The sequence below is a fragment of the Flavobacterium aestuarii genome, from assembly GCF_040049115.1.
Classification (GTDB): domain Bacteria; phylum Bacteroidota; class Bacteroidia; order Flavobacteriales; family Flavobacteriaceae; genus Flavobacterium; species Flavobacterium aestuarii.
The window spans coordinates 74,443-99,929 of the sequence record NZ_JBDLZZ010000004.1 but is presented as its reverse complement, the minus strand read 5'-3'; the positions used below and the strand labels follow the sequence as shown (position 1 = coordinate 99,929).

The 25,487-nt window shown below is 36.9% G+C and carries 19 protein-coding genes; 4 read left to right on the top strand and 15 right to left on the bottom strand.

All coding sequences use genetic code 11. The annotated features are described in order from the left end of the window. Positions 1-4: 4 nt before the first annotated feature. The 13 genes from ABEG11_RS05365 to ABEG11_RS05305 form a co-directional block, all read right to left on the bottom strand. Entirely contained in the window at positions 5-475 is a 471-nt protein-coding gene (locus ABEG11_RS05365; RefSeq protein ID WP_130923499.1) for a heme-binding domain-containing protein, read from the bottom strand. A 1-nt stretch (position 476) separates the two neighbouring features. Continuing rightward, positions 477-1,052 (bottom strand): DUF3347 domain-containing protein, encoded by a 576-nt coding sequence (locus tag ABEG11_RS05360; protein ID WP_315184242.1) that lies wholly within the window; start codon positions 1,050-1,052, stop codon positions 477-479. 92 nt (positions 1,053-1,144) lie between these two features. Continuing rightward, complete coding sequence (locus ABEG11_RS05355; RefSeq protein ID WP_342691911.1) at positions 1,145-1,762, bottom strand: heavy metal-binding domain-containing protein; 618 nt, start codon at positions 1,760-1,762, stop codon at positions 1,145-1,147. Positions 1,763-1,791: 29 nt separating this feature from the next. Next, positions 1,792-2,637, bottom strand: a complete 846-nt coding sequence (locus ABEG11_RS05350) for a DUF3347 domain-containing protein (RefSeq protein ID WP_348823170.1) — start codon at positions 2,635-2,637, stop codon at positions 1,792-1,794. A 158-nt stretch (positions 2,638-2,795) separates the two neighbouring features. Continuing rightward, the gene (locus tag ABEG11_RS05345; RefSeq protein WP_348823169.1) at positions 2,796-3,164 is read right to left on the bottom strand and encodes a hypothetical protein; all 369 of its coding nucleotides are present in this window, start codon (positions 3,162-3,164) and stop codon (positions 2,796-2,798) included. 191 nt (positions 3,165-3,355) lie between these two features. Beyond that, positions 3,356-8,737 carry a helicase-like domain-containing protein gene (locus ABEG11_RS05340; RefSeq protein WP_348823168.1) on the bottom strand — a complete coding sequence of 1,794 codons (5,382 nt, stop codon included), beginning with the start codon at positions 8,735-8,737 and terminating at the stop codon, positions 3,356-3,358. Then, positions 8,724-9,161: a DUF1896 domain-containing protein gene (locus ABEG11_RS05335; RefSeq protein WP_348823167.1), complete on the bottom strand. Its 438-nt coding sequence runs from the start codon at positions 9,159-9,161 to the stop codon at positions 8,724-8,726. The genes ABEG11_RS05340 and ABEG11_RS05335 overlap by 14 nt, the downstream gene beginning before the upstream one ends. A 24-nt stretch (positions 9,162-9,185) precedes the next feature. Continuing rightward, positions 9,186-10,067, bottom strand: a complete 882-nt coding sequence (locus tag ABEG11_RS05330) for an ORF6N domain-containing protein (protein WP_348823166.1) — start codon at positions 10,065-10,067, stop codon at positions 9,186-9,188. Beyond that, positions 10,067-12,154, bottom strand: a complete 2,088-nt coding sequence (locus ABEG11_RS05325) for a type IA DNA topoisomerase (protein WP_348823165.1) — start codon at positions 12,152-12,154, stop codon at positions 10,067-10,069. The genes ABEG11_RS05330 and ABEG11_RS05325 overlap by 1 nt, the downstream gene beginning before the upstream one ends. 6 nt (positions 12,155-12,160) lie before the next feature. Then, on the bottom strand, positions 12,161-13,612 hold the full coding sequence (locus tag ABEG11_RS05320) for a DUF3945 domain-containing protein (protein WP_348823164.1): 1,452 nt from the start codon (positions 13,610-13,612) through the stop codon (positions 12,161-12,163). A 56-nt stretch (positions 13,613-13,668) separates the two neighbouring features. Continuing rightward, the gene (locus tag ABEG11_RS05315) at positions 13,669-14,004 is read right to left on the bottom strand and encodes a helix-turn-helix domain-containing protein (RefSeq protein WP_348823163.1); all 336 of its coding nucleotides are present in this window, start codon (positions 14,002-14,004) and stop codon (positions 13,669-13,671) included. A gap of 500 nt (positions 14,005-14,504) precedes the next feature. Next, complete coding sequence (locus ABEG11_RS05310) at positions 14,505-15,338, bottom strand: RteC domain-containing protein (protein WP_348823162.1); 834 nt, start codon at positions 15,336-15,338, stop codon at positions 14,505-14,507. A 33-nt stretch (positions 15,339-15,371) separates the two neighbouring features. Further along, a complete protein-coding gene (locus ABEG11_RS05305) occupies positions 15,372-17,801 on the bottom strand; it encodes an aminotransferase class I/II-fold pyridoxal phosphate-dependent enzyme (RefSeq protein WP_348823161.1) in 2,430 nt (809 codons plus the stop codon). A 218-nt stretch (positions 17,802-18,019) separates the two neighbouring features. Between ABEG11_RS05305 and ABEG11_RS05300 the strand changes: the two genes are divergently transcribed. From ABEG11_RS05300 to ABEG11_RS05285, 4 genes are all read left to right on the top strand, one after another. Beyond that, positions 18,020-18,403 carry a DUF7793 family protein gene (locus tag ABEG11_RS05300; RefSeq protein ID WP_348823160.1) on the top strand — a complete coding sequence of 128 codons (384 nt, stop codon included), beginning with the start codon at positions 18,020-18,022 and terminating at the stop codon, positions 18,401-18,403. Between the two features lie 38 nt (positions 18,404-18,441). Beyond that, entirely contained in the window at positions 18,442-19,353 is a 912-nt protein-coding gene (locus ABEG11_RS05295) for a helix-turn-helix domain-containing protein (RefSeq protein WP_348823159.1), read from the top strand. Between the two features lie 121 nt (positions 19,354-19,474). Next, entirely contained in the window at positions 19,475-20,953 is a 1,479-nt protein-coding gene (locus tag ABEG11_RS05290; RefSeq protein ID WP_348823158.1) for a MauE/DoxX family redox-associated membrane protein, read from the top strand. A gap of 106 nt (positions 20,954-21,059) precedes the next feature. Next, complete coding sequence (locus tag ABEG11_RS05285; RefSeq protein WP_024981674.1) at positions 21,060-21,326, top strand: hypothetical protein; 267 nt, start codon at positions 21,060-21,062, stop codon at positions 21,324-21,326. 69 nt (positions 21,327-21,395) lie between these two features. On the opposite strand, the gene ABEG11_RS05280 is transcribed toward ABEG11_RS05285, so the two are convergent. Further along, entirely contained in the window at positions 21,396-24,047 is a 2,652-nt protein-coding gene (locus tag ABEG11_RS05280; protein WP_348823157.1) for an alpha/beta hydrolase family protein, read from the bottom strand. Positions 24,048-24,054: 7 nt separating this feature from the next. Further along, positions 24,055-25,473 carry a RagB/SusD family nutrient uptake outer membrane protein gene (locus ABEG11_RS05275; RefSeq protein WP_348823156.1) on the bottom strand — a complete coding sequence of 473 codons (1,419 nt, stop codon included), beginning with the start codon at positions 25,471-25,473 and terminating at the stop codon, positions 24,055-24,057. Positions 25,474-25,487: the final 14 nt, after the last annotated feature.

The window sequence follows — 25,487 nt, the reverse complement described above, 5'->3', positions numbered from 1 at the left end:
ATTTTTAATTTTGTGATGAAATACTATCTTCTATTTTATTTATCCAATCCAATACTTCTTTTTTTTGGGAGGCTGTAAGGATTGCATTTTTATGGATTAAAGTATAAGAACTCAAAGGCATTTCGTTTGATTCGATTTGTTTTGCAATTCTATCTAATTTATTATTTTGTTTACGGTCACTATAATTACCCCATTCGTTAAAATTCAAATTTTCTTTCCCTTCTTTAATATGACTTTCCATAAAAAACCGAACGGGTTGAATGTAAGAGTACCAAGGATAATAGGTGTTGTTACTGTGGCAATCATAACAAGAAGTTCTCAAAATGATTTCAACATTTTTAGGAACATTATACACTTTTGTAAAATTACCAGTTATATCCTGCTCAAAACTAATGTTCCGAGCAGGTTGATATAACTGCATCAACAAAAAAATAATTAACCCAATAAAAAGTATTTTTTTGATGATTCTTTTCATTCTAGAATTCTTTTTTAATAGAACCGCAAGTAGCCATATCTTTTCCAAAATAAGGATTTGTAATTTCTTTGGTTTCGCTTATCCAAACAGCACCTTTGTTGTTATCTGCCATTGGGCAAAAATCCAGATAAAGTTTTTGATTGGTTCCGAATAATTGAATTAAGTCATCCATATCCTTACTTAAAGTTACAAAGTGTTCTCTTTGGTGTTCTATCTTTCCGCCATTATCTCCAATATGCTCTGCGTGTTCTTTTACATCATCTGCAATATCCATATAGGTTTTCATTTGTTCACCAGATAATTTTTTCATATCAATTTTCCCCAAAGTCGCCACCATTTCTTTTCCTGCATCGGCAGTAGCGTTAGAATCGTCTTTAGTCAAAGCATTTTTTAAAGACAAATAATCCGTTACAATTTCTTTAATGGAAAAAGAATCTGGATTGACTTTTACAGATTCAGATTTACTTTTTTCTGAATTAACTGTTTCTGAATTAACTGTTTCTTCTTGTTTATTTTTTTGATTACAAGAAACCAATACGAATGTCATTGCTACTGCTGAAAGAAATATGTTTTTCATTTTTAAAATTTTTACGTTATTTAAAGATAATTAATTTATTAAACAAACTACTGAACTACAGTTGTTTACGAATAAACTATTAAAAGATTAGATTAGTGTTTATGTTCTTCTTGTTGGGTCATTGCCATACCGCATTTAGGACATTTTCCAGGTACATCTGAAGTGGAACCATCCATAGGACAAACATATTTTGTCACAATTTTACTTTGAGGCTGACTTCCTTTTTGAGGGTGCAAATCAACTTTTTCGGTGACTTTTACCAAACCCATTCCACATTTAGCGCATTGACCCGGTTTATCAGAAGTTGTGCCGTCCATCGAGCAAACATATTTTGTCACAGTTTTACTTGTAGGCTGACTTCCTTTTTGCGGGTGTAAATCAATTTTTTCAGTGGTTTTTACCATTGCCATTGCACATTTAGAACATTTACCTGGTTTATCAGAAGTTGATCCATCCATAGGACAAACATATTTTGTCACAATTTTACTTTGAGGCTGACTTCCTTTTTGCGGGTGCAAATCAATTTTTTCGGTGACTTTTACCATATCCATCCCACATTCTGGACATTTACCTGAACTTGAATTTGTTTTGTCAGGATGTGTAGGACAAACGTAAATTGTTTTTTGTTCTTCCTTTTTTGTAACAGTTTGTGCTGTTACTGCTGAATTAAATGCAAAAAATGCACTTAATACAATAATTAGTGTTTTCATCTTTTTACTATTTTAATTGTTTTTAAATATTACTTGATTGTTTCTACTGTTTTACCACAACTCAGCATTTGTGAGCCATAATAAGGGTTTTTGACTGCATTTTCTTTGCTTAGCCAATTCGCCTCTTGCATAGGACAGTATTGATAATAAATGGTTTCTGATGGTTTTGAAACTTTTATTAACTCATAAAAGGTTTTCGATAATGATTTAAAAGTTTCTCTTTGTTTCTTAATATCCTGTGTTTCAGAAATACTTTTGGAATCGGCAGTTAAATCTTTTAAGATTTTCATCCAAACCACATGTTCATCCATTTTTAATGTTTCCATTTTCACTGCAGTAATCGAAGATAATAATGCTGTTGCTTTTTCAGAAGCTGTTTTAGCATCCGTTTTTACCAAAGCATCTTTCAATAAAAAATAATTGTCCAAAACTGGATTTAGCTGATTAACGTCTTGATTTTCAGACACTGTTGAATGTTTACTCATATCCATTCCAGTCATTTCGCTTTTTGGTTCTGTTTTAACAGCAACTTTTGCCTCACGATCATATTGACAACATCCTGCAAGTTTCGAATATGTATCATCTGGAGCAAGAAATTTATCACTGTCATAACCTGCCAATGCAATATGTTTGAGTATTTCGTCTGGGTTGGTTATTTTAGGGTCATAAGTAAGGACAGCCATTTTTGTATCTGCATTCCAATCAACGCTTGCTATATTATTAAGACTTCCTGCTTTTTCTATTTTGGCTTCGCACATTCCACAATTTCCGTAAATTTTAACGGATTCTGTTTTGGAGTTTTTAATTTGTGCGCTAGATACCACGACTGATAACAATAATAGTATTGCCATCATTGTTTTTTCTAATGATCTCATTGTATGTAAATAATTTTAAATTGAATTAGTTAAGCAATAACAAAATGAAATCATAGCAAAGCCATTATTTTGAAATTGAAATTAACCGATAAAAGAAATGATTTGGATACCAATAATAGTTATCAATTAGATACAATTATGGCTATCAGCTTTGGAATTTAGCCTATTTTTGGTATAAGCCATAAAGAATTGAAACCTGAAGAAATATTGGTTTCGTAATTATAAAAATTTTGTTTTTCTGAAAATAAATTAAAAATATTTCTATGAAATGTCAATTCATTAATAGAAACAGATGTGTTGCAAGAAGAAGCACAACCACATTTAGAATGATTGCATTTTCCTCCGCAACCTTTGTTATTTTTATTTTTGGAATGGCTGTCTTTTTTACAGCAGTCGTCATTACACGTTTTTGAAGAAATTTCTTTTTTTGAAGAATGTTCAGCTGAATTATTTTCACATGCAAAAGAATTACTTGGTATCAATAAGAAACCAAATAATACTATTACTAAAATGTGAAATTTATTCATTGTAGTTTAATTTAAATCAAAAATAATCAATTTATATTGATTATTTACTAACAACGTGTTAAAAGTCGCATTTTTGCTACACTTTTCTTAACAAGTTAGCTATCAAAGTTACGCATCAGAAGACAAAAAATTAAAGTGTTTTTCAAATTTTACGCCAAATAAAAAAGAATGTTTTGTTTTTACCAATGAAATTACATTGCTTTCAAACCTACAGAAGACCTTTCCTGAACATTATTTATTTTTATAACTTCTTCCTGTTCTTTGGATTCTGTAGTAATAGACAATTGTATCTTCCTGTCAACGGCAGCTAATTCAGTTTTAAGTTCGCTCAACTTGTTTTCCTTTGTCCACGTACCGTTGACCACTTCCTGAAGAACAGGCAGGTCTTTTTGCAGTTCGGCAATTTTCTTTTGTTCTTGCTCAATATAGCCAGGCAGTTTATCCAATGCTTTCAAAAAATTTATAGCTGCGGTTTCGGGATCTTTAGCAACTATGCCATTATTGTACGTGTACTTAATATTGCCTTCACCCTGCACCAAAAAGCGATTGACTTTTATATCCACACCCTCTTTTTCTGATATTTCAGTTTTGACCAATAATGTAAAACCGTATAACTTCCCAATCTCTTCATACTGGCCTCTAGTACGAGCTTTATCCGCAATCTGATTAAGTTTGGCTCCAATCTGTTTCACATCGGCATTTGGAGATAATCCGTCAAGCTGAACAGTATTTGCAATAGTCCCGTCAGAAAACTTTTGCAAACGTTGCTGTAAGTTTTCCCAATCAAGGCTCATACGCTCCAGACGGGAAGTGGCAGCCTCGAGTGTAGCACTAATATCTTCTAGTTTGTATTTAGAACTAAACTTTGAACGGTTAAATGCCTGTTTTTCGCTTTCCAGTCCGGCAACCTGTTTTTCCAGCTTTGCCTTTTCCAAAAGATCTGTATTGCCTGATAGTATTGCAACATATTCAGAGAAGTTCATTCCTGATTTTTCATCCATACTGCCCTCATCAATGGTGCGCTTACCGAGGCTGTTGTTCTTCAACTGGTCAATAAAAAGTTGCTTATTGTACAGCAGATTGAATTTATAGCTGTCAAGCGATTTTTCTACGGCATAAATAATCACATCGACTTTGTTATCGGCAAAAAACTTGGCGATTTCATTGCCTTTTCGAACAGCTCTGCCATCCCGTTGTGCAAGATCACTTGGTCGCCACGGCGTATCCAAATGATGAACGACAATGGCTCGCTTCTGTGCATTTACTCCGGTACCTAACATATCAGTAGAGCCAAATAACACACGTATTTTACCTTCATTCATGCCGTTAATAAATTCCTTACGTTGCTTATCATTTTTGGCTTCCTGTATGAAACGAATTTCGTGGGCAGGAATGCGGTGATCTTCTACCAGTTTGCGTTTAATTTCAGAATACACGTTCCATTCACCGGGCTTGTAAGTCCCCAAGTCCGAAAACACAAACTGCGTTCCTTTCTGTGCATTAAACCTGCTATAGTATTTGGCAATATTGCCAGCACAATGCGTTGCCTTGTTGTCGGGATGGTCATCGTACTTGTTGCTTACCATACGAAGATCCAATGACATTTTACGGGCATAATCTGTTGCAATCAGCATTTTGGCTTTCTCTTCACTTTGCGATAATGGAGCTCTTCCAAGTAAAGTAGCATTCCCTGATTTGGCAAATTCCATTAGGTTTTTGATAAAGATTTCCTGCTGTGGTGTTGGCGGTATATTGTATAGTATCTCTTTCTTTTCAGGACGGTCAATGCCGATGTCCTTAGCGGTTCGATAATCTGTAATTTCAGAATAGAACTGTGCCAGCTCCGGCACTTTGATAAAGTATCGAAATCGTTCTTTTTGTACAATATTATTAGCTACTGAAAATTCATAATCGGTTGTTTTCCTTGCATAGATAGCTGCCCAGGCATCAAAACAATTGATACCCTGCTTTTCTAATGCCTGTGGACGCAAGTATTTGAACAGTAGGTAGAGTTCCGTTAGCGAGTTGCTGATGGTGGTACCCGAAAGAAAAGTTGCTCCCAAATCTTTATTGGTACGCTGCTGAATGGTACGGATGGCAAAAAGTAGATTCATTGCCTTTTGACTGCCCGCCATATTACCCAAACCAGCTACCCGCTCATGACGGGTATTGAACATGAGGTTTTTAAAACGATGACTTTCATCTATTAGCAAATGATCAATCCCCATCATCTTAAAGTCCACTACATTGTCCTTCCGGTTTTCGATATCGTGTTCCAGTGTTTTGAGCTTTACTTCAAGATTTTGCTTTCTGACTATTACACCTTTAAGCATTCCTCTGGAGATTTCATTCCCTTGGGCTTCCAAAGCCGCAAGGTTATCCTGCACACTATTCAGCTCTGTCTCTAGTATTTCTTTTTGCATTTCGGGAGATTGTGGTATCATACCGAACTGGTCGTGTGTGAGTATTACACAATCCCAATCGTTGTTTTTAATATCTCCAAAAATTCTTTGGCGCTTTTGCGGAGTAAAATCTTCTTTTCCTGGGTATAATATCTTTGCATGTGGATAAGCAGTTCTATAGGTTTCTGCAATTTCATGGACATTGGCTTTCAAACCCATAATCATGGGTTTATGTACCATTCCCAACCGCTTCATTTCCTGCGCTGCAGTACACATGATGAGTGTTTTTCCCGCGCCTACTTCATGGTCACAGATGGCTCCTCCATTAAGTTTTATCATCCAGACTGCATCTTTTTGGCTGGAATAAAGATCTTCTATACCTAGTGCTTTTCTATCCAGTCCTGGAAATTCCTGATGACTTCCATCATACTGCGGACGTAAAAAGCAGTTAAAGGTATCGTTGTATAGATTAGTCAGCCTATTTTTAAAATCCTCGTTTTGGGAGTGAAGCCAGTCAGTAAAAGCTGTACGTATTTCATCAATCTTGGTATTCGCCATCTGTATGGCTTCCATATCCCGTACCTTGACCTCCTTATCATCAATCTTGATCTTTTTGGTAATATCAGGAGTGGTATTGACTAATGCGTTTTTCAGCAGAGCAATCCCGTCAAATGTTCGGCTTTCAGACTTGACGGCATATTTATCCCATATATGCACATTCTTCTGGTCGCATTTTATGTTGAAATCGTCGCTACTTTGTGAATAATTGACACGTACCTCGGTATCAAAAAGATGTGAGGCAAAACGAGCATAAATGCCTGTAGGTATCCAGCGCTCACCAAGATTGAAATCCAGTTCTTCGAATTCAATACGTCTTGGTCGAGATTCTTCCAGAGCGATAAGGCTTTCTTTAGCTTCGGGATCATTGGAATTTCCTTCGAGATAGGCTCTTACCTCATGGGCTTTCTCAACCACATTTCCTGATATCCATCGTTCTGATATTTCATATTCCTTTTGGAGTGGATTATAAAAAATTCTTCCATGTAATTCATCTTTCAAAGCATCGGTGGTCATATCGCTAATCCCTGACATATATTCCAGATCAACGTGACCATATTTATTCAACGATGCCGCTAATGCTTCCTCCGGATTATCCGTTGCAAATGTGGAGATAGAAAAACTTACGGGACGTTGGAATATATCCGCTTTGTGAACTACACCGCCAACAACACGTTCGAGATAAGGGATTTCCTTACCGGAACTGTCTGTTTTGATGAGCTTTATATTTTCCGCATTGTTCAAATTGCCATACTTTTTCACAAAGGCATCGTACAGTTTGTTGAGGCTTTCCCTTTCTTCTTTATGTTCTGTTTGTAATTGGGCTTCTTTCTGATATAGATCGAGGTAGGTATCCCGCAGAGAAATATAGGCCTCAGTTCTTCCTTTCTGTAAGGACGATAATTGCAAAGGATGAAACATTGCCTGTTTCTTATCGCTATCAAAATCTTTAAGATAGCCAATCCAGCCGTTATCCACTGCAAGGCTATCGTTACGATGAAAAGGCTGTATTTCTTTGGTATAAATTACAGGTTCGGGAATGGTGTTGCCTGCGAAAACCTTTTCAGAGAAACTATTTTCTTTCAGTCCTGAAAATAAATCACCTATAACTTCTTGTGTATTTCTCTTACTTGGTATATTTCTATTTACTGGAGAAGTAGAAATGGGAGGTTGCTGCATCAAACCGCTGAACAGGTTTCCCTGATATCCGCTCACAGTTCTTTTTCTTTTGGCTGGTAGTTTTGTTGTTGTGACTGCTTTAACAGGAGTGGTAAAAGACGCCAGTTCTTCTGAATTTTCAAAGAGATCAAAAATGCTTAGTTGCCTTTCTTCTTTTACAATGTCTATATTTATTGTTTGAGCAGTTAATATGTGCGTTTTCTGTGAAATGGTTGCAGATCTGGCAACGGGAGTTGCAACCGTTGGTGTTATAGGAATTTGTTTGATTGGCGCATCGTTTCGTTCACCTTTATACAAGCCAATATCCAGATGTTTTCCAAAATCTTCCGATAGCATTTGCTTTAGGTCCTTGGCAATTCCTTCCACACCATCCCTGTGCGTATAGACAAATGCAGGTTGTCCATAAGGATCGGTAGCCAAAATCTGTGTAGTATGTATAATCCTTCCGTTGTCTTGAAACAAGGCGTTGCTTGGCGTATTGTATTCCGTTATTTGACTCTGACAAAACAGTTCTTCCGCTTCGGTCAAACTTTGTTTTGCAGTATTCTTTTGCAGAATTATTAGATCACTTCCTACCTCTGTACCAGCATAGTCGGTAAATAAATTATTCGGCAACCGAACGACTGAAACTAGGTTGTTGTCCTGCATCAATGCCCTGCGTATGGGTTCGTTCTTCGGGCTGTTCAACACACCTTGTGAAGTGATAAAAGCCAGCACACCACCTTCACGGAGCATGTCGGCTCCCTTCATAAAGAAGTAATTGTGTATGCTTCGGGCAGCCTGTACTTTTGCAGTGTCCCTGCTTCTGGAATAGGAAAGATCAAAGACGGACGTATCACCGAAAGGGATATTGCTAGCTACCACATCATAGCTGTTTTTTTCCTTTTCGGGTATTTCTTCAAAGCTACTAATGCGGATCGTATTATCGGGATAGAGCTGTTTTAAAATTTTTCCCGTGAGCAGATCTTTTTCATAAGCGGTAACCTGTGATACAGCTTTATCCGCAAAGGATTGTATGAAAGAACCGGTACCGGCAGATGGTTCTAAAAATTTTTGAATTCTTACACCATTTTCTTTTAATGTGGTGGAAATAGCATCAATAACCAAAGGTGGTGTGTAAAATGCAGTCAATACAGAACTCCGCATACTGTCCACATATCTACGGTATTGTTTTTCATCAGTTGCATTTTCTCTTAAAAGCCGATGAAGTTCCTGTGTAACTGGAAAAAGTTCATGTTCGGTCTTTCTCCAATGGTTAATATCTATCGGGTTTTGGGCAGGATTTAACACAAATTTAAGACCACCAAATCCGCTGTATTGCATCATTAGCAGTCTTTCGCCTGCGGAGGCTTTTCTATTCTCCTTTTCCAGTTTAAAAGCAATTCGCAGGGAATCAATATTCGATTGGAGATGTTGACGTTTACTGAAGCCCATGTTCCTCTATCCATATTGCTATGGTTCCTGTCAGTTCCGTATAGAGCAAATCAAACTCCGTTGTATAGGCGAAGTCATCCGTTAATTTGTAGTTTGTAAAAACAGGGTAGCAAATAGGCAACATCTTTAAGGCAAACGGTCGTAATTCTTCATCTGCCATTCTCGAATCAAACTCATTGCAGACTACTTGAAAAAGGGTATCAAATTTTGAAAAGTGCAATCCTTCAAATAAGACATAATCGGCAATATGATCACATTGGTTTATTGGGTTTCCTGCTCGAAAAGCATCTTCATAAGAATTGGAAGCCCAACTTGAACGCTGGTCAATAAATTTAACATCATACGCTTTTTCGGGAAAGCTTATAGTTAATAATTCTTGTAGTCGTAACCTGAAATATGACAGGTCTTTTTGCTGTGTATTCATACTATATTTTTATTTAGAATTTTGCTAAATGGCTAAAATTTGGAGCATCCTGCCAACCTCAATATCCATTCTCGAAAATGCAAACCATTTTTTACCCAGATCTTTTAATGATGCTCCGATGTGGTAGAGTTCAGTATTATCAATTATGAGAAAACGGTCATGGACATCCGAAAAAACCTCAACTTCAATCAGGGGATATTGACTGTTATATCGTTGCACATCTAGCCGTAACTGATTACTTATGCTTTTAGTATAGATTGTTGCGGTAACATCACTATTTCTCTTACCCAACAAGGTTAGCACAGTATCGTCTACATAATTATCAATAAGGATAATGGAACTTTGGGCACTGCGGATAATATCGGAAACAAAAGCATAGGCATCAAAAATTTGCCCATTATAGAAAATGCCCTTTTCGCTATGCAGTTTTCCGCTTTCCAAAGCCTTAAATATTTCTTCAAATTTCTGGTCCGCTTCTGCCTGTTTCAGTTCTATCTTATCCAGTCGATAAAATAAGGCTGCGTTATTAACTAGCATCTTACGCATTTCCACAAAGGCATTCATTATTTCGATGCTCACTTTTACGGCAATATCGCTACGGAGTACAGCTGAAAGCATCGCAATCCCTTGTTCGCAAAAAACATAAGGCAGATAACGTCTTCCCCCGTAATTCAAACTTGAGGTCACAAATTGTGACCTCAAGTTAATTGCATCAAATTCATCCTGTGTCAATTGAAAACAAAAGGATTCAGGAAAGCGATCTATATTACGCTTTACCGCCTGATTGAAGACTTTGGTTTCTACCTGATAAATCATTGCGAGATCGTTGTCGAGCATAACCTGTTGCCCTCTTATAGTATAAATTCGATTCTCAATTTCCTGACGGGTAATGATAGAATCACTCATTATTTCTTCGGAAGTTTAGATTTTTCAAATTCAAAAGAGCTTTCGGCTTTCTCATTCAATACGATATAAGCATCGAATTTCTTTCCGGCTTTGCTTTTCATTCCTTTTATGAGAGAAGTTTTTCCTTTGTTGACAAGGCATTCTATATCGGCTATACTGATTTGCACACCACATACATTTCTGAATTGTACCCAGTTGCAGTTCTCATCAGGACATTTGACAATTTTATCCCTTATAATCAGTTGCCTATTTTTGCATTTGGGACAGTCAAGCATAGCCCGATTTTCTTGTGCAATGGCAGTTTGCAATAATTCATTGGTAATTAATGCTGCATAGTTTTCCATTTCTTTTTGGAAAGCTTCCGCATTACTTTCGTTATTTTCAATTTTTAGTAAAGCTAGTTCCCACTCTGCGGTCATCGCTACATCGGCTATTTTCTTGTCTTTGATGAGTTCGTACACCTGCAATCCCTTTGCGGTAGGTATAAGGGTTTTCAATTCTCTTTGGATATAATTACGGGTAAACAAGGTTTCAATGATGGCAGCCCTAGTAGCGGGTGTACCGATACCTATGCTTTTTAATGCCTTACGCTCTTCCTCGTTCTCTATTTCCTTTCCAGCAGTTTCCATATCTGATAAAAGTCCTGCTTCGGTATAAAGCACGGGTGGTTTAGTTTTCTTCTCCAGGACCGAGGCATGTTTAATTTTGAGTTCATCATCTTTTTTTAGTTTGGGTAATTCCTGCAGAAGTTCGACATCATCATCTGAAAAACTGCCTTTAATGGACCGCCAACCTGATTCCAATATCTTACAGCCTTTCAATACAAAATCATAATGTAGAGCCTGTAAAGTAATATCGGTTATTTCTTTAGTACAGGCTTGGGAAGTAGCTTCCAGCAATCGAAAGGCAATCATATTGTAAACTGCATTTTCCCTTGCCGATAAAGCCGACGGGATTTTGTCCGTAATCAGCAGACCATGATGATCGGTAACACGAAGATCATTCACGATACGTTTATTGAAATGTCCCCATTTCAGTTTGGTTACTGCTCGCTTGAAAGCTCCCATATCCTGCAAAGCTCTGATAAGGTTAGGAATCTCTCCCCACATATCTTCTGGAATATATTTACTTCCGGTACGCGGGTAAGTAATAAATTTCTTTTCATACAAGCTTTGGGCAATGTTCAGGGTTTCTTCAGCTGTCAGGTTCAATTTTTTATTAGCTTCCTTTTGCAAACCCGTCAGGTCAAACAACAAAGGCGGTTGCTCCATCACGTTTTTAGTTTCTACAGCGGTAACCGTAACTATATTGCCATTTCTTTCAATGGACTTTAGTGTATCTTCCGCCTGCTTTTTATCTTCCCATTTGTTTTTGGATAGGCTTTTAAAGTCTGTAAACTCCTTTGAATGGGACAACTGTATCTGCCAGTATTTTTGTACTGAGAAGTTTTTATTTTCCAAATAACGCTTACATATCAAAGCCAGTGTAGGGGTTTGTACTCTACCGAGTGAATAGATACCATTTCCTGCGGCGATGCTCAATGCCTGAGAAGCATTGATACCAACCAGCCAGTCGGCTCTACTCCTGCCCTGCGCTGCCTGATATAATCCGTCAAAATCGCTGCCAGGTTTCACGTTGTCAAAACCCTGCTTGATTGCTTTTTCGGTTAGCGAACTAATCCAAAGGCGTTCAAATGGCTTGTTGCATTTCAGATACTCGTAGATGTAGCGGAATATTAATTCACCCTCACGCCCGGCATCGGTTGCTACAATTATCTTTTCGCTGCGGCTGATGACTTGTTCAATTACTTTCAGTTGCTTTAATGCACCTGTATCTGTCGTATAGCCTTTGTCTTTTTTTTCCTTGCGAACGATCAATAAAAAAGGATTGGGCAGTATCGGCAGAGATAATTTCTGAAATCCAGAAATGCCATAATCTTCCGGCATACCCAATTCTACTAAATGTCCAAAAGCCCAAGTAACAAAATAGCCATTGCCTTTCAGGTAACCATCATTCTTTTCGGTGGCTCCTAACAAGACGGCTATTTCTCTTGCTACACTTGGTTTTTCTGCAATAACTACTTTCATCACAAATTACATTTTACGTCCTTTGGATCTGGCAGGTGCTTGAGCAACTTCCTGTTGTTCCTGCTGTTCCTTGCTGTCGGGATTTTTTTGGCCTGATTTTAAAGGCTCTTTGATATTATTGGTCGCTTCATTGGTTTTACCTTCTGAATTAACCGCTGTTTGCGTTTTATAGTCTTCAGTAGGCTTCGCCTGTTCTTTAACCTTATTCGGATTTTGAAAAGAGAAATCTGTTTTATTGGTTTCCTTGTTAAAGGTGATGTAACCATTATATTCCTTACCTTTCTTATCTACCAATCCGCTGACATAAACAGTTTGTCCGTCTTTGAATTTCTGATATTGCTCCTTATCCAGCTCTTTGTCCCTAAAGGTTTTCGGAGCTTCCTGCGATTGGGCTTGCTGATTACCTTGCATCTGCTTATTGGAGTTACCCCTGTCAAACAGGAACTCTACAAAACGCTTATCGGCATTGAATTGTACGGTTGCATCAAACGCAGTTCCTTTTTTGGAAGTCATTCCTTCGATATAAAGTGGCTTACCCTCCATTAGGGTTTGTTTTTGTACATCATCTAGTTTCACGCCTTTAATCTCATCAGGGATTTTGATTTTGTCTGTTCGCAGTGCAACAAGCTCATTGGTAAGCCTGTCCACGCTGACAATGGATGGAATGCTCTCATTCGTTTTTGGATTGGTCAGATTGACCACACGGCCCATATTCCCTGTCTGGAGCAGGTTCTCCTTATCTTCCTTAGTGAACTCGTGACCGAAAAAAGGAAAATTCAGGTTAGGTTCTTTGCGGATACCATGAATGGCAACCACAACCGAACCTTCATCATTTTGTTGCAGAGACAGCCGTGCATCCATACGGGTAACGGCAGTGCCGAGATTAAGGCTTACTGGTACAAGCTCATTGGTTTTAAAACCTCTCAATAAAGGATCAAGGAGGTTCATCTTTTCGAGTTTTTCTTTATTCAGTCCGAGATTGTTCATTGTTTCCCAGTCAATCTGTTCTGGTTTGTAGCGGTATTCACCTGTCTCTGATGTTGTCAGTGTTGTTTCCATACTATTTTTATTTTCTTGTTTATTATTTTGAACTAGTTCCGTTTTCACTTCGTGTTGCTTCATTAGTTGTTCTCCTTCAATTGTTGGATGATCTACCTGTTTTTGCATTTCTTTTGCCATATTAATAGCCAATGGTACAGGGACTTTGAAGAACGAGAAATTGGTAGGGTTCTTCAACTGGCTGAAGAAATTAGAGAAGAAGTTGGAAAAGAAATCACCCTGCTTATCAACCCGCATAAACTGGTTCTGGTTCTTCTTTGTAGGGTCAACGGTTTCCAGCTTGCCATTCTCATCGATTCCCTTTACAGCCTGAATTTTCTTTTTCTCTTTATCCAGGACCAGTAATATCTCGGATAATTGTTCGGGAGATTGCGGTTTATCTAAAGTTTTTTCGCTCATAATTTGAAATATTTAAGTTCGACATCGAAAGTAAAAGACGCCTTCATTGTTTTGCACTAAATGTCATTTATTGGCACTATTTGTCGCCCGTTGGCTTTTACTTTGGGCATGGAAGCGGTAAAACTTTCTCTGATGAACTGATGCACATCTGAGAGCTTATAATAAATTTTCCCACTAATTGTATAATAGGGCAACTTGCCGGAGGAACGATAGCGCTGCAGGGATCGTGTACTTATCTTCAGCATTTGCAAAATATCCTGATTGTCAAGCAACTCTTCTCCATCAATAATAGCACTTTGATTTTTAGCCCCGCTTACCAATTCCATAAGGATGTCGAACCTCTCAATTATTCGCTCCATCCAAGCCATAAATTCTATTCTGTCAACATTCATAATTAATATTTTAGGTTCAATACGCAGTATGTAGCAATTCTTCCAGATAGAGATACTGTTTAATATGCTTTTACAAAATTCTGTAGCTTTTGTTGGATTTTATCCCAATGGCTTTCGTAGTACTGAAAAATTTTAACATTTAAAATGATTAAAGCCTTGATTTTACTGGGGAATAATTCTCTAAAAAATGATGATTTCTTATTCGATTTAAAATATTCTCTTTTTAGGCTCCAATTATTTGAGTGATTCTGTCATAAAAAATGAGTGAACCACGAATCCCGTCTTAAATCGATACTGGTTAGTCTATTTTTACAAAATTTGGTGGCAATTATTGGATTTTATCCCAATGGCTTTCGTAGTACGAAAAAAATTAACATTTAAAAACCGTAAAAAACCTTAATTTTTACTGGGAATTATTCTTTGATTGATTCTAGCAAAAAAAAAGCAGTATATCCTTTTAAATCAGGATTTACTGCTTGTGAGCTTTCGTAGTTACGGCTTTACTCTTGGTCTTCTCTGTACATTTTTTGTTGCAGGTTTAGCGTTAGTTCTTCCAGAAATTTTGTCTTACTGCTTTTACGGGCTTTGATTTCGGTATAGGTTTTATAGATGTTATCAAGTTTGATGTTGAAAAAATCTTCAAAGGATGTTGTTAGCGTATTAATGTCTGCCGCACCATGATTGATTGTACCATTAGAAAACAAAGCATAAATCAATTCTGTTAAAGCTGTTTTTGGCCCTGTCCATACCAATACTTTGTGTTTTTTTTCTTCAAATATTTCAGAATCATCCACTTTTAGTCTTTTCAGCGCTTGTCGGATGTAATGAATAAATCGATACATCGCTTTTACTTTTGCCCAAAGCATGTCTTGCGATGTTGTAAATTCCGGAAACTGGTAATAATCGGTCATGGGGGTAAAAGGAAAATTATCCCGATGGTTTCTGGTAAAGAATTGATGGTCTAGATAACTGTATCCTTGTTCCATATAATGCACAAAATCGGCATTTCTGTAAAAGAACTTATTGATTTTTCGTAATTCTTTTTGGAGGAATTCGACCTTATAAGAGTTACCCGCTTTAGGCATTCTTAGTTCGCAGGAACGTACTTCGGTAAAATAAATTAGTAGGCTCATAGGAACGGGTTTGATATTTTTGAAAAAATCAATCTCCTCTGGAACAGTGTTGAAATCATTTTTATCGACTATCTCTTTTAAGTTCGTTAATGTTTTATTACACAATACAATTCCATTGCAAGCCTTATTTTGCATTGTTTCGTTTGCCTCTAAAATTTCATTGCAGACAGCATTAAATGATTCAATCGTTTTTTCAAACATTTTTTTTAATATTTAGTTATCAATATGCTTTCGTCATTTTGCAATTGATTTGTAATCATTTTGCAAAGTATTCATAACTTCCATTGCGTAATTGTCCCTTGCCTGAATATAGGCTACTTTTGGAATTATTTGGGCTCCTAATTTTCTTTTTTCAAAAGAAGCGGACACTCCAAAGTCTATTTTTTGAAATTGCAGCTCATTAGCTCTTTTTATGGTTTGAAATAACAATTGTCTGTATAGTTGGTATTCTTTTGCCCATTTATAATCCATGCCTATTAATTCCGGGACATAGGTGTGATTGCTGTTTTTGTAGCAAAACATGATTCCTACGAATGGATTTTCGGTATCTGCTTTCAATGCCAATAGTATGAACTCCCAGTTTGGACTTTCATTCATATTTTCAAAAACATATTGAGAATATCGAAATGTATTGATAGCGTAGTTATTGTCTTTTACATTGTTGTAGAGTTGGTATGCTCTTTCTATTTCTGATTTGCTCAATTTATCTTTTATTGTAACATCATAGCACTCCTCATAAGGTTCTATCTCTTTACTGAAATGTTTACGGGAACGAAGAGATAATGTTTCTGTAAACTCTTCGTAGGTATGCCAAACATGGTTTTCAACTACACAAGATTCAGGCATGTCTATTTTAAAATAACCCTGATCTACTATTGTTTTATTGTAACTATTGTCCTTTTCGAAATCTCTCAAAACTAACATATCGGCATTTAAAGCATTGTATTTTTCTTCTAATTTATCCAATAATAATTTCAATGCTTTTTCTGCTAAAGGATGTTCTTGATTGATAAAACAGTGTTTTCCTTCTGTAAATAAGGACCCCATGCTCAGCACTTTTGAGGTGAGATATAAAGGAGTAGTTTTTCTTATTTCTTCCAAATGAATGGAGACAGATTCAGTAGCAAGCATATCGTCTTTCCAAAGACCGTAGGTGAAAAAGGTCATTAATATTATTTTGCCTTCATTGTCTTTAATAGTGTAATAGTAAAAATCCCATTGGTTTGTCGGGTCTGGATGCTGACTGAATGTATTCTCTAAATAAACGAGTCCTTCCCAATCGAAAATATTTTGCTTTCCCATGTATTGATTCCATTCAGATTTTTCGATATCCTGAATGGTGTATTTTTCTTCAATAAAAAGTTCCTTTTCTTTTGATTCCGAAATCTTTTCAGTTTTTCTACTATCAATTCCAAAAGCCTGTCTTATTTTGTTTTCACTGTTGTTTGTTTCTTCCAACGCTTTAGGAAAATGATATTCCAACGCTTCGGACATGGCAGTAATGTCCTGTTGCTGATTGTGACTGGACAGCGTAATTCTAATTCCGGTATTCTTTATTGGTACAGCAGGATAAATCCCCAAATTCAGAAAAAATCCTTCCTTGAATAAACGTTTCGAAAAATTATAGGCCGTTGCAGGCGTCCCCATTCCCAAAAAGAAAACTGGCGAATCGTTTTTTGAAATTATGGGAAGATTTCCTAATGTCAACAATTGATTGAAGTGAGCAATTTTATCTGCCAAATCTTTTTGTTTCAATTCTATTTCAGGAGATAAATGGATGTCTGCAGAAGCAATTGCTGCCGCTACAGAAGCTGGCTCTAATTGAGCAGAAAAAGTTAAAGGTCCTCCAAAATTTTTAATTTTTTCCCGCAGTTTTTGATTCTTACAAAATAATGTTGCCCCGCTGGCTCCAAAGGTTTTACTAAGCGTGCTTACCACAATGCAATTTTCAGGTAGTTCTTTGATGGCGTCAAAAATAAAACCAGTTCCGTTTTTGCCTTTCCAACTCATTCCATGAACATCATCAAAATAAAGGTTTAGCTGTGCATACTTTTGGGTTAACGCCAATAATTTTGGGATGGGTGCATAATCCCCAAACATGGAATATACGCCATCAGCCATATACCAAATTTTGTTGCATTTGGATGTTAGCTGTTTAATCTTATCTTCCAGCATATCCAAATTGCTATGTCTTATCATTTCGACTGGAATTCCTCTCAGTTTTAAAAGCTGACAGGCATTTTGGACACTCCAATGCACCTGATGATCCATTATTACGGCATCCTCGTCTCTAATAAGTGTTGGAATTATTGCTAGATGTCCCAGCGTACTGTTCTTGGTTATAATAGGCGGAATGCCATACATTTGTTCAATTTTGCTTTCCAGTTCACTGTATAACGGATGTGAAATATATGATTTTGAAAGTGGGAATTGTGTACCATAATTTTGTATGGCTTGAATTGCGGCTTCTTTAAGTCTGGAGTCCTGTTCAAGTCCCAAATAACCCGTTGTTCCGAAATGAAACATTTCCTTTCCCTTGATTTGTATAGTCCTACCCGTTAAAATTTTGTCTTCTGCATATAAGTGCAAAACACCTTCTTTCTTTGCTCCTGATAAAACTTCATCCACAGTATCGATAAAGTTATTGTGTCTAATTTTTGCCATTGGTTACTTATTTTTGGTGTTTTTTAAAATAGAGTCATAAATTTCATGAAAAAAATGAAAGTTATTTCAACTACTTCTTCAATACTCCCAAATTGACAAGTCAAATTCCCGAATTAACAACAAATACTGCAAAAAGCAACAAATATTCCCAAATTAACAAGCGCTTGTTAATAAATGTTTATATTTTTGTTAAATTATAAAACTTTAATTCATAGAACATGATTGCAGCCCATGATCTTTATGAGAATGATTTTGCGCGGTTTTGGATAACCGATGGTATTCTTTTTTTTGAATATAAGCCCAATACTATTATTGATCTTAAGGTAGCCCAGTGTGTTGTAACTGATAGAATTCATTTTCAAAATGAAAGGTCTTATCCTATTTTGTGTGATATTCGAGGTATCGTTGCCACTGATAAATCTGGAAGAGATCATTTGGCACAATCGGGCTCCATATTGACAAAAGCAGTAGCGCTTATTGTACATGAAAAAGTTTCCTTAATTATTAGCACTTTTTATGTAGAAATTAGTAAGCCTTCTGTACCTACTCAAATTTTCACTAAAGAAGATGATGCTTTGGTTTATCTGAAAAGGTTTGTTTAGAATTTAGTTTACAAAAGAAGAATTAAGAGTTGAATCTTATGAAAAAACCATACAACGAAGAGCGTATTGTTACAATACATCAAATGTTATTTGAGATGGCACGTGGCAATTTTAACAGTCGCATTCCCTTAAGTTCCAATGATGAAGAATTGGAAACGCTTGTTGTTTTAATTAATATGGTTGCGGAAGAAATGAAAGAGTCGATTTTTAATGTCGGCTATGTTAATACCCATAGAAAACTTCAATTTATAGCTCAAAGTACACTTGTTTTGGACACCTCTTTTTCTATCAAAAGCTTTACTCCTGAAATTGCTTATTTTTTAGGTTATTCGGAATCTGAATTGATAGACCTGCCTTTGGAGGGCATTATTACTACAGTTTCTTTGCAACAACTTCATGATGTACTTGATACAAATGTTTCATTGTCTACAACTATTGCTTTAGATTTTACACCTAATGAACATTTGCCTGTTTCTGTTTCCTGTACTATTGGAAGGTTAGTTAATAGTTCGGAAATTATATTAAATTTTGTTACTCCTGCCCGTAAAGATTCTTATCGTCCTTTGATGTACGAAAATGAAAACGAGAAATATTTAAAAACTCGAAAAGCTGATGCACTATTGATTCAGAAACTTTATGACTATATATTGGCACACCTTGAAGAACCGCTTCCATCGCTAAAAGTGCTTTCATCTGAATTTGGTACTAATGAACATAAATTAAAAGATGGCTTTCGTCATTTTTTTAAAACCAGTATTTACCAGTTTTATAATGATGAGCGTTTGAAAAGAGCTTATTTTATGATTGAACACACTACTATACCTTTGAAAAATATATCGGTGATGAATGGCTTTAACGATTATCCCAATTTTTCAAAATCCTTTAAAAAACGATTTGGTTTTTCTCCATATGAAATAAAGCGAAATGAAACCGGTTTTACTTCATTATAGGAAGGTTAAATTTTAGTTTTTCAAACTTTATCCGTTTTGACCAAGTTTTGCTCCCAATAAGACAAGTCTTTTGGCTTTTGAATTCAGAATTTTGCTTTGTAGAACTAAAATCTATGAAGCTATGAGATTCAATATCAAAATACAGAACTTGTTTTTAGAGTTTACTTGTTTGCTCTATATTATACTTTTTGTCTATGCAGCAGTCAGTAAACTATTGGATTTTGAAAACTTTCAGGCTCAGTTGGGACAGTCTCCCCTTTTAAGCCCCTTTGCAGATTTTGTGTCTATTACTGTAATTGTTCTGGAACTGATTATAGCAGTTCTACTGAGTGTCCCTAGATTTAGATATTTTGCTTTATGTGCTGCAGTAGCCTTGATGAGTATGTTTACTACTTATATAGTTATCATACTGCACTTCAGTTATTTTATTCCCTGTTCATGCGGTGGTATTTTGGAAAAGTTAGGATGGAAAGAACATCTTATTTTTAATCTGGCATTCCTGTTTTTGGCAATATTCGCCATTTTATTGCGATCAATGAATAACCGCATTCTGATTCGACTATCCTTGTTAGTTTTAGGAAGTGTTTTGGTAATAACAGGATTATTTCTCTTCTCAGAAGATATTATGCAAAAGGAAAACCCTTTTATTAGACGCTTTCCACAGGCTACGGCTGCCAAAGTAGGTAGCATTGATTTAAGAAATACATCTTATTATGTTGCTGGTACTAATAAAAATAAAATTTATTTAGCCAATCGTTTGGCTCCGCTTCAAATTCTTGAAATTGATTCTAATTTAAAAAGTAAAAAGAAGCATACTATACAACTTGACCGTGAGAATTTTAATTTTAAGGCAGTCGAGATTCGGATTAACGCTCCATATTTCTATGTAATTGATGGGACGGTTCCTGTCATTTACAGAGGTTTGATTTCCCACTGGAAAGCCAAAGTAATGATGGAAAAACAATTCTATTTTTCAGATATAGTCTTTATCAATGATACGCAACTGGCTTTTAGAACCCAAAAACCTCCAACAGGAGAAAATATTCTGGGGATTGCCAACAACTATGAGAATCCAAAAATCAAATACAATCCACAGGTGTTGCAAAAACAGATGGAAGGAATTTTTGATACCGATGGTACACTACAATATAGCGCCACATTGCATAAACTGATTTACACTTACTACTATCGCAACCAATATATTATTACAAAGGAAAACCTAACCGTTGAGCATCGCGCCAATACCATTGACACTACTACTAAAGCAAAATTAGAAGTGGTAAAAATAAAACAATCCGGGGACATAAAATTGGCAGCACCACCGTATATGGTTAATCGTCACACAACAGTACGGGGTAACTTACTTTTCGTTAATTCCCTGTTACGAGGCAAATATGAAGAGATTGATGTGTGGAAGTATGCTTCTGTAGTTGACGTTTATGATTTGTCAAAACAGACTTATCTTTTGAGTTTTTACGTGTATGATGAAGAAGCGGGGCGAATGAAAAACTTTTTCGCTGGCGATTCAGCGATGTATATCCTTTCGGGACATTATATACTGAAATACGGATACGGGAAAAGAATCCAATCCAAAATTTAGTACAGTATATAAATATTATTGAAAGATACCGGCCGGTAGCAGGAGTAACGATCGAAAACCTGTAGAAAAGAGTAGATCAAATTCTATTAATTTAAATTTAAATATTATGAAAACAACCATTTTAAGAGCGTTTGTACTGCCTATAGCAGCATTTGCTCTGGCTAGTGCCGGTGCAGTAAGTACTAACACTTCAGAAGTAAGTAAAGCCGATGTATTGATTCCGGCTTTTATTCACAATCCATCAGTGAACGACTGTCAGGAAGTTCCTGATGTTAACTGTGCTCCAGGTAATGGCCCTGCCTGTCTCAGCGGTGGTAATATCGCCTATGGTGGCAGTAAAACTTCTTGTAACCAACAATTGCACCGCAATTAGTAAAATCATTTTTCAATGAAGATAATGCAGTTTTTTTGAAAAACTGCATTATTTTTTTATGTTTATTCCCTATTCCGTTTCTTTTGATACTGCTTTAAATTCAGCTTCCCCTTTCAGCCAATAATCAAACCATTCCATCATTCGCTGACTGAGATTCTTCTGGTTTTCTGAATTCTCTAGTGAATGGTCTTCGTCAGGATAAACGAGCATCTGTGTTGGAACTTCCAATTTTCGAAGCGCTAGATAAAAGGCAATGCTTTGATTCCACGGAATAATCCTGTCATTTTTACCTGCCCATAGCAACAGCGGGGTTTTTACGTTTTCGGCGTGCATAATGGGTGAGTTGCTGACATATGCTTCCTTATCTTCATACAGCGATTTTCCAATGCGGAACTGCTGATTTTCAAATCGCCACATATCAGACTGAAAATAACCATTCCTGCTGATATTAAAGTAATAAGAAATGATATCGCTCACTCCGGCTCCGGAAACGGCGGCTTTAAAAATATTGGTCTGCGATATGATGAAATTGGTTTCATAACCCCCGAAAGAATGCCCGAACAAACCGATCTTATCTTTATCCACCAATCCTTTGCCTGTAACCGCATTGACTCCGGCTGTTACACAATCAACGGCCGAACTTCCAGGATTACCCATCTGGTAGATGATATCGGGCATCAGCACAAAATAACCATTGAGCGTATAATTGGTTACATTAAAACCCTCCCGATTCAAGAAGCTGGGATTGACATACTGATGAAGTTCATCAGACATTACATCATAGATATGGACTACCATTGGATATTTTTTTGTTGGGTTATAATGGGCAGGATAGAACAGCGCCGCTTTTAGTTTTTGACCTTTACTATTGTAGTAATACAGTAATTCTGATTTCCCAAAAGAATAATCTTTTTGCTGTTTGTTGGAATGAAATAAAATTTTGGAAGCGGTCTGGTTTTTCCTTCTGAATTCCAATCGTGGCGACTGATTGAAAGTTTGAGTCTGGAAGAGATAAGCACTGTTTTTACTCTTGCGGATTTCATCTATTTTACCGGCTTCATATACTAGGAGATGTTCTTTCAATTTATCATTGTAAATAAAATATCCTGTTGACCAATTGTCGGTATTCCTTGCTTCGAGCAGTAAATCCTTTGACAGATCAAAAATGGTGGGGTTCCTTCCATCATAGTTACTCTGTGATCGCCAGTCATATTCAATGGGAGTTATCCTGTAAACTATGTTTTTCTCGTATCCTCTCGTTAATCGCTTGGAAGAAGAACCATCGATAGCCACTAGCCAGATATCATTGGCATCATACAATAAAACATTTTTTTCATCATTGGTCCAGCCTGGATTGCCATAGGCTCCAAATTGGTGGGGAGCATCTGCAGTATTATAGTTATCCCAGTGCGTGGTAACTTTTTGGGTCAGATTAGTATGTTTTTTTGCCAGAGGATCATAAACCCACCAATTGTTTTCCCGGTAATATAGTATTTTGTTGCTGAAGGGATCAAATCCCATTTGGTTGGGGTCAACGGATTGCTTTTTCAGTATCAGCTCCTTGGAACCATCCTTTAGATTGGTTAAATAAAAATCCGCTTCTTCATAATATTTCGATTGCAGGCCATAGGAAAACTTATTGTATAAAACAGCATACTGCTGTTGTCCGCTCAGCATGATTGACGGTAGCTCGTCATCGCTGATCTGTAACCATAAACCCGTTTCAGGATACCAGAGAGCTACTTTGGGAATATCGCCCTCAGTCTGCTGTCGTTGTCTGTCTGCATAAAGCCATTTGTCGTTGCCGTGCCAAATTTCAGGCACATCCGGCTTTTCTAAATTAGGATCCTTCTTTTTGGCTAACATAAAAAATACTTTTTTTCCATCGTCGGAAATGGCATATGTGGTCCTTTTAAAAACTTCCATATTCTTTGAATCCGCTTTAGAGGCATAATCCAGTGAGAAGAGCTTTTTATCAGCAATTCTATAATAATTCACGGTAACTTCCTTAGTAGCTGAATCTGTCTCCCGTAAAAAAGCCACCGATTTAGAGTCCTTAGCCCACATCAAGTTAAAAAAGTGACTGCCGTTTGCTTTTGAAACAGCAGTATGTGAATAGAGGGTAAAATGAATAATCCCTATCTCGCTATAATCCTTTTGACTCGAAGCATACACAATCGCATCCTTATCTGCATTTAACACATATTCAGAGATACCGTCAATACTGTCAATCACCTTACCATTTGGGTTGCGGATCTGCATCAGGCATTTTTCACCGTAACCTTTATTCAGGGTGATTATATATTGGCCATCCTTTGCCAGCTCATACCGCTTAACATTGTCATAAACCGCAATTTTGCCTGTGGGCAGCTCCATTACTTTTAGTTTTGAATCGGGAGCTAGAAAAGCAAAGAGTTGTTCCCCTCCAAAACGACCGTCATTTCCTTTTGGGAAAACATAGCTTTTATTTTTAGCGATGTTCTGCACAAATAAAGTATCACTGTGGTTTTCGTAACGCATCGCATAACTTGCCCATTTCCCTTGGTCAGAAATGGCTTTTACTTCTAGTGTTCCCCATCTCTGGTAATCGTTCTCGGTTAATGCCTTCTTTTGTTGTACCTGCCCCATACAGGGACAGGACAGTAACAAAAGAAGTGTAGCCAATACTAAACTCAAAATTTCGAAGTCAATTTTTTTTCTTATTATTAGTATTGCTTTCATAATGATTTTAATATCCCGGGTTTTGTGGATTAAGATTTGGATTGGAATTCAATTCAAGAGCAGGTAATGGCCACAAACTATCAGTAGTATTCCATCCCGGTTTGGATACAGATAGTATTTCGTCCAGTTTTCCAGTTCGTTTTAAATCAAAAAAACGTTGCCCAAATTCAGTAAACAATTCAAAACGCCTCTGATTAAGAATATCGGTTTTAATATCCTCGGCTGTCACAGCATTTGTAGGGTTAAGTCCTGCCGTTGTTCTAATCCGATTCAGATCTTCCTTCGCCCCAATCAGATCTCCCTGATAAACTCTGGCCTCGGCTCGAATCAAATATAGTTCCGCTAAACGAAACACTATGGAATATTCCACTGAACTCGGGGTCGTCGATTGTTGTTTATATTTAGAGGCATGGTACCAAGTTGAGACTCCGTCAGTCACTTCAGTTGTCCAATGTATTTTTCTCAGATCACCCGCTTCAAAAGCATTTACAAAATCCGGTTTAAGTCCCACCACTGGTGGTGGCCCCGAAGTAAAAATGTACAGACTACCCTCTGCAGTATTACTGTCGGAGGTGTTAGGCATAAATTGCCAGATTGTAGTACTGCTTCCTTTTAGGAAGATTTTATCCAAATCCGTTTCCCAGATATACAGTGGATTATTAATCACAGAAGAGGCGGCATTGGATGCTTCAGGATACATTCCCATATACAAATAAACCCGTGCCAAAAGTGCTGTAGCAGTACTTCGGTTAGGAAGAATGCGCTCAGGCGAAACATAATCCTCTGACAGTAATTCAACAGCTTTGTTCAAGTCCATTACAATCAGGCTGTAGATTTTATCTGCTGGCATTCTGGACACTTTGCTGTTCTGCGAATAATCCGTTGTGGTGATATAAGGAATATCGCCATAAAGATTCAACAGGTAAAAATGAAGCAATGCCCTCACAAAGATAGCTTCCCCTTGCAACTGTTTTTTATTGGCTTCGGCAATGGATATGGAATTATCCAATCCTTCAAGAACTGCATTGGCGCTATAAATCTGGCTGTAACTCTTGTTCCAGATATCGTTTACACCTAGTTCACCAGGAAATAGCGAATTGGTATAAAAATTGCTTACGTCATATGCGTAGTAGTAGTCAAATTCATCGGCGTAGAGGCCAAGATTACAGGAAACACCATTTGAATTTCCATTTAACAAGCCGCCATCTCTCATTTTGGCATACAAACCCGCCATTGCGGCATTAGCAGTTCCTGCATCTTCGAACACGGTTTTGGCTGTCAGTTGTGAAGCTGGAAGATCCACTTCCACAAAGCTGTCGCAGCCAGCTAGTGTTAGACATACCGCTATAAGGAAACAACTATTAGCAGTCAATTCTTTAGCACTTTTATGAAGTAGCTTTTTAAAAATAATAAGTATATATATCATGGCTGTATGTATTA

Coding starts and splice junctions, on each gene's coding strand:
- ABEG11_RS05365 (WP_130923499.1), bottom strand. CDS start 475: ATGAAAAGAATCATCAAAAAAATACTTTTTATTGGGTTAATTATTTTT.
- ABEG11_RS05360 (WP_315184242.1), bottom strand. CDS start 1,052: ATGAAAAACATATTTCTTTCAGCAGTAGCAATGACATTCGTATTGGTT.
- ABEG11_RS05355 (WP_342691911.1), bottom strand. CDS start 1,762: ATGAAAACACTAATTATTGTATTAAGTGCATTTTTTGCATTTAATTCA.
- ABEG11_RS05350 (WP_348823170.1), bottom strand. CDS start 2,637: ATGAGATCATTAGAAAAAACAATGATGGCAATACTATTATTGTTATCA.
- ABEG11_RS05345 (WP_348823169.1), bottom strand. CDS start 3,164: ATGAATAAATTTCACATTTTAGTAATAGTATTATTTGGTTTCTTATTG.
- ABEG11_RS05340 (WP_348823168.1), bottom strand. CDS start 8,737: ATGGGCTTCAGTAAACGTCAACATCTCCAATCGAATATTGATTCCCTG.
- ABEG11_RS05335 (WP_348823167.1), bottom strand. CDS start 9,161: ATGAATACACAGCAAAAAGACCTGTCATATTTCAGGTTACGACTACAA.
- ABEG11_RS05330 (WP_348823166.1), bottom strand. CDS start 10,067: ATGAGTGATTCTATCATTACCCGTCAGGAAATTGAGAATCGAATTTAT.
- ABEG11_RS05325 (WP_348823165.1), bottom strand. CDS start 12,154: ATGAAAGTAGTTATTGCAGAAAAACCAAGTGTAGCAAGAGAAATAGCC.
- ABEG11_RS05320 (WP_348823164.1), bottom strand. CDS start 13,612: ATGAGCGAAAAAACTTTAGATAAACCGCAATCTCCCGAACAATTATCC.
- ABEG11_RS05315 (WP_348823163.1), bottom strand. CDS start 14,004: ATGAATGTTGACAGAATAGAATTTATGGCTTGGATGGAGCGAATAATT.
- ABEG11_RS05310 (WP_348823162.1), bottom strand. CDS start 15,338: ATGTTTGAAAAAACGATTGAATCATTTAATGCTGTCTGCAATGAAATT.
- ABEG11_RS05305 (WP_348823161.1), bottom strand. CDS start 17,801: ATGGCAAAAATTAGACACAATAACTTTATCGATACTGTGGATGAAGTT.
- ABEG11_RS05300 (WP_348823160.1), top strand. CDS start 18,020: ATGATTGCAGCCCATGATCTTTATGAGAATGATTTTGCGCGGTTTTGG.
- ABEG11_RS05295 (WP_348823159.1), top strand. CDS start 18,442: ATGAAAAAACCATACAACGAAGAGCGTATTGTTACAATACATCAAATG.
- ABEG11_RS05290 (WP_348823158.1), top strand. CDS start 19,475: ATGAGATTCAATATCAAAATACAGAACTTGTTTTTAGAGTTTACTTGT.
- ABEG11_RS05285 (WP_024981674.1), top strand. CDS start 21,060: ATGAAAACAACCATTTTAAGAGCGTTTGTACTGCCTATAGCAGCATTT.
- ABEG11_RS05280 (WP_348823157.1), bottom strand. CDS start 24,047: ATGAAAGCAATACTAATAATAAGAAAAAAAATTGACTTCGAAATTTTG.
- ABEG11_RS05275 (WP_348823156.1), bottom strand. CDS start 25,473: ATGATATATATACTTATTATTTTTAAAAAGCTACTTCATAAAAGTGCT.